The 10,493-nt window shown below is 70.7% G+C and carries 11 protein-coding genes and 1 rRNA gene; 3 read left to right on the top strand and 9 right to left on the bottom strand.

From position 1 onward, the window contains the following. Positions 1 to 62: 62 nt before the first annotated feature. Positions 63 to 404 (bottom strand): glutaredoxin family protein, encoded by a 342-nt coding sequence (locus IEZ04_RS17050; protein WP_308429810.1) that lies wholly within the window; start codon positions 402 to 404, stop codon positions 63 to 65. A gap of 192 nt (positions 405 to 596) precedes the next feature. Between IEZ04_RS17050 and IEZ04_RS17045 the strand changes: the two genes are divergently transcribed. The 3 genes from IEZ04_RS17045 to IEZ04_RS17035 all read left to right on the top strand — a co-directional run bounded on the left by IEZ04_RS17045 (position 597) and on the right by IEZ04_RS17035 (position 4,264). Then, entirely contained in the window at positions 597 to 1,517 is a 921-nt protein-coding gene (locus IEZ04_RS17045) for an HAD family hydrolase (RefSeq protein WP_189217738.1), read from the top strand. Between the two features lie 364 nt (positions 1,518 to 1,881). Next, positions 1,882 to 2,700 (top strand): ECF subfamily RNA polymerase sigma factor, BldN family, encoded by an 819-nt coding sequence (locus IEZ04_RS17040; protein ID WP_189217737.1) that lies wholly within the window; start codon positions 1,882 to 1,884, stop codon positions 2,698 to 2,700. 307 nt (positions 2,701 to 3,007) lie between these two features. Continuing rightward, positions 3,008 to 4,264 carry a DUF5667 domain-containing protein gene (locus tag IEZ04_RS17035; RefSeq protein WP_189217736.1) on the top strand — a complete coding sequence of 419 codons (1,257 nt, stop codon included), beginning with the start codon at positions 3,008 to 3,010 and terminating at the stop codon, positions 4,262 to 4,264. Between the two features lie 105 nt (positions 4,265 to 4,369). Here IEZ04_RS17035 and IEZ04_RS17030 read toward each other — a convergent pair whose 3' ends face one another. The 8 genes from IEZ04_RS17030 to rrf form a co-directional block, all read right to left on the bottom strand. After that, the gene (locus IEZ04_RS17030) at positions 4,370 to 5,428 is read right to left on the bottom strand and encodes a lysophospholipid acyltransferase family protein (protein WP_189217735.1); all 1,059 of its coding nucleotides are present in this window, start codon (positions 5,426 to 5,428) and stop codon (positions 4,370 to 4,372) included. Between the two features lie 14 nt (positions 5,429 to 5,442). Beyond that, positions 5,443 to 6,504: an NAD-dependent epimerase/dehydratase family protein gene (locus tag IEZ04_RS17025; protein ID WP_189217734.1), complete on the bottom strand. Its 1,062-nt coding sequence runs from the start codon at positions 6,502 to 6,504 to the stop codon at positions 5,443 to 5,445. Positions 6,505 to 6,903: 399 nt separating this feature from the next. Continuing rightward, positions 6,904 to 7,002: a 30S ribosomal protein bS22 gene (locus tag IEZ04_RS17020; RefSeq protein ID WP_003948845.1), complete on the bottom strand. Its 99-nt coding sequence runs from the start codon at positions 7,000 to 7,002 to the stop codon at positions 6,904 to 6,906. Between the two features lie 168 nt (positions 7,003 to 7,170). Next, positions 7,171 to 7,383, bottom strand: coding sequence for a helix-turn-helix domain-containing protein (locus IEZ04_RS17015; RefSeq protein WP_004984898.1), 213 nt, complete (start codon positions 7,381 to 7,383; stop codon positions 7,171 to 7,173). Between the two features lie 129 nt (positions 7,384 to 7,512). Next, the gene (locus tag IEZ04_RS17010; protein WP_189217733.1) at positions 7,513 to 8,328 is read right to left on the bottom strand and encodes a phosphatase; all 816 of its coding nucleotides are present in this window, start codon (positions 8,326 to 8,328) and stop codon (positions 7,513 to 7,515) included. 142 nt (positions 8,329 to 8,470) lie between these two features. Beyond that, positions 8,471 to 9,643, bottom strand: a complete 1,173-nt coding sequence (locus IEZ04_RS17005; RefSeq protein WP_189217732.1) for an acetoin utilization protein AcuC — start codon at positions 9,641 to 9,643, stop codon at positions 8,471 to 8,473. A 37-nt stretch (positions 9,644 to 9,680) separates the two neighbouring features. Beyond that, complete coding sequence (locus IEZ04_RS17000; protein WP_189217731.1) at positions 9,681 to 10,325, bottom strand: HAD family hydrolase; 645 nt, start codon at positions 10,323 to 10,325, stop codon at positions 9,681 to 9,683. Positions 10,326 to 10,398: 73 nt separating this feature from the next. Then, a 5S ribosomal RNA gene (rrf, locus tag IEZ04_RS16995) occupies positions 10,399 to 10,493 on the bottom strand; the annotation flags it as partial.

Below are 10,493 nucleotides of genomic sequence, written 5' to 3'. Positions count from 1 at the left end.
ACGATGCCCGCCCCCGGAATCAATTCACCATCGATCCTAAGCGACCTTCCGGGCCAGTCGGACTACTCGGTCAGGGCGGCGCGGAGACGTTGTTCATTCACGCGCCAGAACGTGTGCTGCGCGCCGTTCACCAGAACGACCGGAATCTGTTCCCAGTACGCACGGTGCAGCTCCTCGTCCTGGGTGATGTCCTTGCTCTCCCAGGGGACCCCGAGCTCCCCGCACACCCTTTCGATGACCGCCTGGGCGTCCGCGCACAGATGGCACCCGGGCTTGCCGATCAGAGTGACGAGGTGATGCGCTCCAGCCTCTTGGGCCTGCTGTGACTCACGCGGCTCGCGAGTGCTCTGAGGTGCGGTTTTCTCCGAGGTACGGCGATCGGCGCGCCGGAAGATGGGGCTCATGTCGGCCATTCTCGCGCCGCACCGTCCACAGGGCACCCCCCGCGCCCCGGCTCACGCCGGGCCCGCAGCCTGCTCCGTCCGCGCGCCGGCGCACCGTGCGGCGCAAGGCTTTAACGACACGGTCGCGGAGTGTTCACACCCTCCGAACCTCTCAGCTCCGGAAGCACTGAACGGACTGGCTATGCTCACCGCATGGCCGCTCTCGGATGGCTCACCCCTCGTAGGCGCTCCGCCACGGCGCGGAGCGTATTGGCAGGCGAGGCCTCGGCGGAGGCAGCACGCAAAACATCGCAGGACCATGAACTCACCGGCGACCTCGAGCCGCAGTTCCCGGTCCACGGTGACGACAAGGCCGCCGCCTTCTTCGACCTCGACAACACCGTCATGCAGGGTGCCGCACTGTTCCACTTCGGCCGTGGCCTGTACAAGCGGAAGTTCTTCGAGACCCGCGACCTCGCCCGGTTCGCCTGGCAGCAGGCGTGGTTCCGGCTGGCCGGGATCGAGGACCCCGAGCACATGCAGGACGCGCGCGACTCCGCCCTGTCGATCGTCAAGGGCCACCGGGTGGCCGAGCTGATGACCATCGGCGAGGAGATCTACGACGAGTACATGGCCGAGCGCATCTGGCCGGGCACGCGCGCGCTGGCGCAGGCGCACCTGGACGCGGGCCAGAAGGTGTGGCTCGTCACGGCGGCGCCCGTGGAGGTCGCCACGGTGATCGCCCGCCGCCTGGGCCTGACGGGAGCCCTCGGCACGGTCTCGGAGTCGATCGCCGGCGTCTACACGGGCAAGCTGGTCGGCGAGCCGCTGCACGGCCCGGCCAAGGCGGAGGCGGTGCGCGCGCTGGCGGCGGCGGAGGGCCTGGACCTGACGCGCTGCGCGGCGTACAGCGACTCGCACAACGACATCCCGATGCTCTCCCTGGTGGGGCACCCCTACGCGATCAACCCGGACGCCAAGCTGCGCAAGCACGCGCGCGCGTACGACTGGCGGCTGCGCGACTACCGTACGGCCCGCAAGGCGGCCAAGGTCGGCCTGCCCGCGGCGGCCGGGGTGGGTGCGGTGGCGGGCGGCACGGCCGCGGCGATCGCCCTGCACCGCCGCCGCCGCTGACCTCCCGCGCCGGCACCCTTCCACGCGCGTCCGGGAGGGCGGGACGTCCCGCCCTCCCGGACGCGCGTTCGTCGCTCCGCGTCGCCGCTCCGCCCCTCGCCTCACCCTCTCCCGCACACGGGCACAACACGCCCTGAGCGAAGCGCAACTTGGCCTGATCCGATCAATAGCCAGTCACCAACCGGCACTTGAACGTGCGTCGATCGATAACAGAAGCGACGTAATCGGCGAATTGGGCAACTGGGTGTAGCAGGGCCTGCACGAAGCGTTATTCTCCTCAGACGCAAACCGGAACCCCACCGTCGCTACGACGAGTGAAAGGTCCCGCACTGCACGTGATGGAAGCTCTGCCTCTGGGAGTCCCGTGTACCCACACGTCGGGGTTGACGCCTCGGGCCTGGCTACGCTGCGCGCAAGGGTCCTGGACCTGTTGCGCGACTTCGTCCCCACCGCGTATGCCGTCCCCGCGCTCGCCGTTCCCGCTGCCCCCGTCCGCCCGTGCTACGCGCTCGCCGACGGCATCGAGCAGGGGTCTGCGCGCAGCGCCGTCACTGCCGGCCGACGGTCCGGGGACGTCACCAGACGCGGCCGACCCGGCTCGGCGGGCACCGCCCGCCGTCCCGCCGCGGACAGTGACAGCGCGCGGATGATGGAGCTCGTCGAGCGCGCCCAGGCCGGCGAGGCCGACGCGTTCGGGCGGCTGTACGACCAGTACAGCGACACCGTCTACCGCTACATCTACTACCGGGTGGGAGGCAAGGCGACCGCCGAGGACCTCACCAGCGAGACCTTTCTGCGCGCTCTGCGCCGCATCGGGACGTTCACCTGGCAGGGGCGCGACTTCGGCGCCTGGCTGGTCACCATCGCCCGCAACCTCGTCGCCGACCACTTCAAGTCCAGCCGCTTCCGGCTCGAGGTCACCACCGGCGAGATGCTCGACGCCAACGAGGTCGAGCGCTCCCCCGAGGACTCCGTCCTGGAGTCCCTGTCCAACGCCGCGCTCCTCGACGCCGTCCGGCGCCTCAACCCCCAGCAGCAGGAGTGCGTCACCCTCCGCTTCCTGCAGGGCCTCTCCGTCGCCGAGACCGCCCGCGTGATGGGCAAGAACGAAGGCGCCATCAAGACCCTGCAGTACCGCGCCGTGCGCACCCTCGCCCGGCTGCTCCCCGAAGACGCCCGCTGAGCGTCGCCTCCTCCCCGCGCGCGAGCCGCCGGGACACCGGACCACGCACCGGCCCCGGCACGACCGGGGCCGGTCGCCTACGCTCGGCGACGTTCAACTCACGCAGTGCACGCGCCCGTTGGCGCGCGGGTTCCTTCACGCTTCGTCCGTAACCCAAGTGCCGCGCCGCTCGTTGTGCGGGATGCAGGCTCCCTGTGGTCACACCTTGGCCGACATCGATCACTCGATCGTGTTCAAGTGGTCGGGGGTGTGCAACCCTCAGGAACCCCTGGGGAGTCGACCGTCACGACGAGAGGAGGTGCCGCCAGTGATCGCGAACGTATCGGCGCACCGGCGGGCGAACGCCTTCGCCCAGGCTCTGGAGGAGCTGTCCGACCGGGGCACGGCGGCCGAGCAGCCCGAGGCCCCGGCCCCGGCTGCCGCGGAGCGAACCGAACAGGGCCGTCTGCTGGCCCTCGCGACGGGCCTGGGCGAGCTGCCCCGGCCGGAGCTCGATCCCGAGGTCAAGGTCGTGCAGCGGGCGCAGCTCGTGGCCGCGATGGAGGCCATGCTGCAGGAGGGCACGGCCGCCGGGGGCGAGGCGGCGGCCCGTTCGGTGCCCGCGCAGAAGGGAAGCATCCACCGGGTACGGGGCGCGCACCGGGCCGGACCGCTGGGGAAGCTGCGACCCCGTTCCCGGCTGAGCAAGGGGCTCGCCGCGGGCGGGCTCAGCGTCAGTGTGGCCGCGGGAGCCTTCGGCGGTGTCGCCGCCGCCAGCTCCGACGCCCTCCCCGGTGACTCGCTGTACGGCCTCAAGCGCGGCATCGAGGACTTCCGGCTGAGCATGACCGACGACGAGGGCACGGACCGCGGCCGGCTCTACCTCGACCAGGCGTCCACTCGGCTCGCCGAGGCCCGCCGGCTCGTGGAGCGCGACCGCGGTGGCTCCCTCGACCACGAGGCGCTCGGCGAGGTCCGCCGCGCGCTGAACGGCATGCAGCACGACGCGTCGGAGGGCCACCGCCTGCTCCGCGCGGCGTACCGGAGCGACCCGGACTCCCTGGACCCCATCAAGACCCTCTCCGCCTTCTCCGACTCCCACCGCGGCGCCTGGGGGGCACTGCGCGACAGGCTCCCCGTGCAGCTCGGGGACGTGAGTCAGCAGGTCTCGTCGGTGTTCGCGGCCATAGACGACGAGGTGGCCCCGCTCCAGTCACTGCTGCCGGAGTCCCCGGCCCGGAGCGGCGACGGCCGTCAGCACGGCGCGGACACCGGTTCCACCGGCTCCACGGAGCACACCGGCGGCCCGGCCCCCAGCGTCGACGACTCCGGTGCCCCGGACAGCGGCCGCAGCAGCCACCCTCCGAAGCCGTCCGCCTCGGACTCCGGTGGCGGTGAGCGCGAGGACGAGGGCCTGCTCGGCGGCAACACGGGCGGCCTGCTGAACCCCCCGCAGGAGGACACCGGCGACTCCTCCCCGTCCTCCGGCAGGAGCAGCCCGGCCGCAGAGCCGGACGTCACCCTGTCCCCACTCCTCCCGGGCCTGCTGCCCGACCTCGGCATCGACGGCGGGGGCGCCGAGTAGACCCAATCCTCGTGTACGGCGCTGGGGGCGCCCCCTGAGCAGGGGGCGCCCCCAGCGCCGTACACGAGGACACGCGCCGAAGAACGCATGCACGCGCCGAAGAACTCAGAAGAACACCGACCGCCGCTGCACCAGAAGCTTGTACAGCGTGTGCTGGATCTGCTCCCTGACCTGGTCCGTCAGGTTGAACATCAGCATCGGGTCGTCGGCGGCCTCCGGAGGATAGCCGTCCGTCGGGATCGGCTCGCCGAACTGGATGGTCCACTTCGTCGGCAGCGGCACCGCTCCCAGCGGACCCAGCCACGGGAACGTCGGGGTGATCGGGAAGTACGGGAAGCCGAGCAGCCGCGCCAGCGTCTTGGCGTTGCCGAGCATCGGGTAGATCTCCTCGGCGCCCACGATCGAGCACGGAATGATCGGCGTACCCTGGCGCAGCGCGGTCGACACGAAGCCGCCGCGGCCGAACCGCTGCAGCTTGTACCGCTCGCTGAACGGCTTGCCGACGCCCTTGAAGCCCTCCGGCATCACCCCGACCAGCTCCCCCTGCGCCAGCAGCCGCTCGGCGTCCTCCCCGCAGGCGAGGGTGTGCCCGAGCTTGCGGGCCAGCTCGTTCACCACCGGCAGCACGAACACCAGGTCGGCCGCGAGCAGCCGCAGGTGACGGTCGGCCGGGTGGTGGTCGTGCACGGCGACCTGCATCATCAGGCCGTCCAGCGGCAGCGTTCCGGAGTGGTTGGCGACGATCAGCGCCCCGCCTTCGCTGGGGACGTTCTCGATGCCCTTCACCTCGACCCGGAAGTACTTCTCGAACATCGGCCGCAGCAGCGACATCAGCACCTGGTCGGTGAGCTCGGCGTCGTACCCGAAGTCATCGATCTCGTAGTCGCCCGTGAGGCGCTTGCGCAGGAAGGCCAGCCCGCCGGCGACACGGCGCTCCAGGCCGCCCTCCCGCGGCTGGTCGAGCCGCTTCGGCGGCTCCGGCTGCTCATGCGTCACGGAAACATCATCCTGCCCGAGCGATCGCTTGGGCAGGGGCTGGACCTCACGGATCACCGCGGGCTCGCCCTTGCGCCGGTTCCCCGCGGTCCGGCGGCGTGACGGGCGCTGCAGTGCACCGGCACGCGACCGGTCGTCGTCGAACGGAATGACCTTGGCATCCGCCATGGTTGATGCGCTCCTCAGTTGGCGCTCTGTGTCGGGGGGTGGCCTCCGCCCAGGGCGGGCAGTGCGGCGAACCGGTCGACGACTCTGGCGAGGGCCTCCGGCGGCAGCAGTCCCGGGCCGCGGCTGCGGACGAAGTCGGCGAACGTCTCCGCTGTCGTGTACTTCGGCTGGTAGCCCAGCGTCTCCCGCATCTGGTTCGTCGCCACGACGCGTCCGTGGGTCAGCAGCCTCAACTGCTCGGGCGAGAAGTCCGTCACGCCCAGCGTACGCACGGCCGAGCCCAGCCAGCTGATGGCCGGCATCAGCAGCGGCACCGTCGGCCGGCCGAGCCGCCGGGCGCACTGCGACAGCAGCAGCACGCCGTCCCCCGCCACGTTGAACGTCCCGCTGTTGAGCGTCCCGCGCTCGGGCTCGTGCGAGGCGATCCGCAGCACCTCTATGACGTCGTCCTCGTGCGCGAACTGCAGCCGCGGGTCGTAGCCCAGCACGGTCGGCAGCACCGGCATCGAGAAGTACGAGGCGAGCGGCGAGTCCGCGCTCGGCCCGAGGATGTTCGCGAACCTCAGCACGCACACGGCGACGTCGGGCCGGCGGCGCGCGAACCCGCGCACGTACCCCTCGACCTCGACGGTGTCCTTGGCGAAACCGCCGCTCGGCAGCGACTTGGGCGGGGTGGTCTCGGTGAACACGGCCGGATCGCGCGGCGCCGAGCCGTACACGTTCGTGCTGGACTTCACCACCAGCCGCTTCACGGCCGGGGACTTCTGGCAGGCGCCCAGCAGCTGCATGGTGCCGATGACGTTGGTCTCCTTGACCGTGGCCCGGCTGCCGCTGCCCAGCGGGGTCCCCGTGACGTCCATGTGCACCACGGTGTCCACGTCGTGCTCGGCCAGCACCCGCCCGATCGTGGGCTGCCTTATGTCCGCCTGCACGAAGTCCGCGCCGCCCAGGTGGTGCTCGGGCTGCAGCACGTCCACGGCGATCACCCGCTCGACCTGGGGGTCGCGCTGGATCCGTCGTACGAACCGGCCCCCCAGCTGACGGGCCACCCCGGTCACGAGTACGACCTTGCCCAAGATCAGCGCCTCACTTCCAGACGTCGGGACGGCACCGAGTGCCTCTGCCCGTACTCTGCCGCGTTCCCCGTGTGCGGCCACGTTAGCGGGTTGTTGTTGCGCTGTGATGACCGTCCGATGCCCGAAGTGACGGCGCACCCCGACGTCCGACCAGACCCGGCCAGTTGTGGAACGGTCACAGGTCGGAGGCCCACCGCGCGCGTCGCGGCACCGGAGGACGACTGTGGCCCCTCACCGGAACCGGTGAGGGGCCACAGAGCGCGCTTTTCGCAGCGCTGCAGCGCTCTCGCAGAAGCGCAAGGCGACCCGGGAGGGACGAGCCCTCACGGGACACCGCCCTGACGGGGCGTACCCCGTGACGGTGCCGGTCCCCAGGGGCCGGCACCCGCAGGGCGTGCCTTACTTCTTGTTGCGACGCTGAACGCGGGTGCGCTTGAGCAGCTTGCGGTGCTTCTTCTTGGCCATCCGCTTGCGCCGCTTCTTGATAACAGAGCCCACGACTACCCTCGCTCACTTCTCATCACTCGGTGCTGGGCGCCATGGGCCCATACGACCTACGAGGGGCTAGCCTACCCGCCCGAGCCCTGAGCTCGTAATCGAGGGGGCCGAGGAGCTCACCGGCACCCCGTGGGGCAGGCCGGAGCCCCTCGACCCCTTCGATGACCATCAGGCTGTCTCCACCCCCACGTAGCTCTCGCGGAGGTACTCGTGAACCGCTTGCTCCGGAACTCGGAATGACCTCCCCACCCGGATCGCCGGCAGATGACCGCTGTGCACCAGCCGGTACACGGTCATCTTCGACACTCGCATCACCGAGGCGACTTCCGCCACGGTCAGGAACTGAACCTCGTTCAGAGGCCTCTCGCCAGCTGCAGCCATGACACACCTGAACCTTCCGCACTCGACGGCCACCGGCTTCCCCTTCCGGTGACTCTTCGTCGTTGCGCGCTCACTCCCCAGACTAGGGGCGGGTGATGCGAGTGGGGAAGAGGGGATGGCATCGGCGGCTTACTGTGACAGACACGCCCGATTGAGTACGTAGCGGGTCAGCGGTCGGTAGTAATCAGATCGCACAGCGTCATCTACCGGAACGACGACGGACACCCGCCCCTCTGCCTGTCCGACGAAGAGCGCGGGATCGTTCGTATCCGCCAGACCGATGGCCTCGAACCCCAGCTGACCTGCGCCGCAGACCCATCCGTGGTCCCCGATGACGAGTTCCGGCAGCGGTCCGCCCCGCTGCGCGACGGCGTCCAGAACCGTGCGTACCGGGAGCGGCGAATGTGTGTGCGCGCCGGTTTCACAACTCGTGCTCCGCGCGCCGGGTTCGCGTACCAGCGCGACTCTTCGTACGTAGTCGAGGTTGTACGTGCGTAGACCGAACCGGGTCGTTATGTCGACTCGTTCACCCGTCGCCGGGGTGAGAACCTCACATCCCGCCGCCGACAAGGCGTCTGCCAGCGCGCCGTAGAAGCCGAGCAGACGGTGCGGGTGCCCGGTGCCGAGGAGTACCGGCGCCCCGCGTCGTGCGGCATCCGCGAGGCGTTCGGCGAAGGCATGCAACCCGCTCAATGTCCGCTCCGGATCGATCACATCCAGCCCAGAAGTGACGCAGGGATCGTCCGAAACTCCACACTTCTCTGCCATCAAGCGGAGCAGATCCGCCTGGCGCCAGGACCGCCGGGGGTTGAGCCCGATCAGCACCCGGGGATCCCGGGCCTCGAACAGCCGGTAGCTGCGCAGGCTCTGCTCCCGCGTCGTGGCGACGGTTCCCGCGAGCCGCACGGCCAGCAGATGGGCCCGCAGCGCTCCGGTGCTCAACACACGGCCGATGGTGGCGTACGCCTCCCGGCGGCCACCCCGGATCGGCGGAAACACCGCACAGTCGGCCTAAGCGGCCGCGACGAGGAGGCCGTCACGGCGCTACGGGGCCGGTACGGTGAGGCGGCTCCGGGTCCGCCCGGACCTAGGCCAGCAGGCCCCGCAGCGGGAACACCGCACGCCGTGCCGCGAGCACGGCCTGGTCCAGCCGGTCCGCCGGGTCGTACCCGGCCTCCCAGTCCGCCCAGGAGACCGGCCACCGGCCGTCGGTCATGCGCCGGGGCGCGGGCTGCCGCGTACGGGCGTAGACCTCCTGCCGCCAGCTCTCGGGGATCACCGTCGCCGGCTCGACCGGCCGCCCCACCGCGATGGCCACGAGATGCGTCCAGGACCGCGGCACGACGTCCACCACGGCGTATCCGCCGCCGCCCAGGGCGACCCACCGCCCGTCGGCGTACGCGTGCGCCAGGTCGTGGCAGGCCAGTTGTACGGCCCGCTGGGCGTCCAGCGACACGGCCAGATGCGCCAGGGGGTCCTCGATGTGCGTGTCGGCCCCGTGCTGGGTCACCAGGACCTGCGGCCGGAAGCCGGCGAGGACCTCGGGCACGACGGCGTGGAACGCCCGCAGCCAGCCCGCGTCACCGGTGCCCGCCGGCAGCGCCACGTTGACCGCCGAGCCCTCGGCGGTCTCCGCTCCCGTCTCCTCCGGCCACCCGGTCTGCGGGAACAGCGTCCGCGGGTGCTCGTGCAGGGAGATCGTCAGCACCCGGGGGTCCTCCCAGAACGCCGCCTGGACCCCGTCCCCGTGGTGCACGTCGACGTCCACGTACGCGATCCGCTCGGCGCCCAGTTCCAGCAGCCGCGCGATGGCCAGCGCCGCGTCGTTGTACACGCAGAACCCGGACGCGGCACCCGGCATGGCGTGGTGCAGCCCGCCTGTGAAGTTGACCGCGTGCAGTGCGTCCCCGCGCCACACCGCCTCCGCCGCTCCCACCGACTGCCCGGCGATCAGCGCGGACGCCTCGTGCATACCGGCGAAGGCGGGATCGTCCACGGTGCCCAGGCCGTAGGACCCGTCGGCGGACCGGGGATCGGCGGAGGCCGCCTTGACCGCCGCCACGTAGTCCTCGCGGTGCACGAGCCGCAGGGTCGACTCCCCGGCGGCCGCGGCCGCGGCGACACGCACCTCCCGGTCGAGACCGAGGGCGCCGACCAGGCTCCGGGTCAGGGCGAGCCGGACCGGGTCCATCGGGTGGTCCGGGCCGAAGTCGTAGCCCGTTACTGCCTCGTCCCACATCAGCTGTGCGCGGCCGCTCATGACCGCCACGGTAGCGGTCCGGTCAAGTATTGAAAGATCAGCTCAGCAGATCGACCAGCTGCCGCATGTCCGCGAAGTGTCCCCGCACCCCGCTCAGCCTGTCGGCGGGCGTCATGGCCGTGAACCCGTACACGTCCATCCCCGCCGCCACGGCCGCCCGTACGCCGAGCGGACTGTCCTCGACGACCACGCACCGCTCGGGCGGTACGCCCATGCCTGCGGCCGCGTACAGGAAGAGGTCCGGCGCCGGCTTGCCCCGGCCGACGTCCTCCGAGCTGAAGACCTGCCCGTCGTCGAACCACCGGTCGAGACCGGTCTTCCGGTGCCCCACCCGGATCCGCTCATGGCTCCCGGAGGAGGCCACGCAGTACGGCACTCCATCCGCGGCCAGCTTTTCCAGCACGTCCGTGACGCCGTCCACCGGCTGCAGCTCCCGCTCGAACCCGGCGAACACCCTCCGGTGGAACACCTCGTCGAACTCCTCGGGCAGCCGCTGTCCCGTGCGTTCGAGGACGAGATCGTGGACGCGGTGCAGGGCGGCTCCCATGTAGTCGCGGATGGAGTCCTCGTACGACGTGGGGTGCCCCAGCTCGGTGAGATAGGCGGCCAGGAGCCGGTTGGAAAGGGGCTCACTGTCGACGAGAACACCGTCGTTGTCGAAGATGACGAGGTCGTAGCGCATGGCTAGACCATAAACGCCCTGAACGCAGAAATCCCCCGCACCGAAGGTGCGGGGGATTTCTCTCTCAAAATTTGTTCGGCGGCGTCCTACTCTCCCACAGGGTCCCCCCTGCAGTACCATCGGCGCTGTAAGGCTTAGCTTCCGGGTTCGGAATGTAACCGGGCGTTT

The organism is Streptomyces ruber, from assembly GCF_014648075.1.
GTDB classification, from domain to species: domain Bacteria; phylum Actinomycetota; class Actinomycetes; order Streptomycetales; family Streptomycetaceae; genus Streptomyces; species Streptomyces ruber.
Note: the sequence above shows the minus strand (reverse complement) of the source record. Positions and strands in the feature narration are given on the sequence as shown.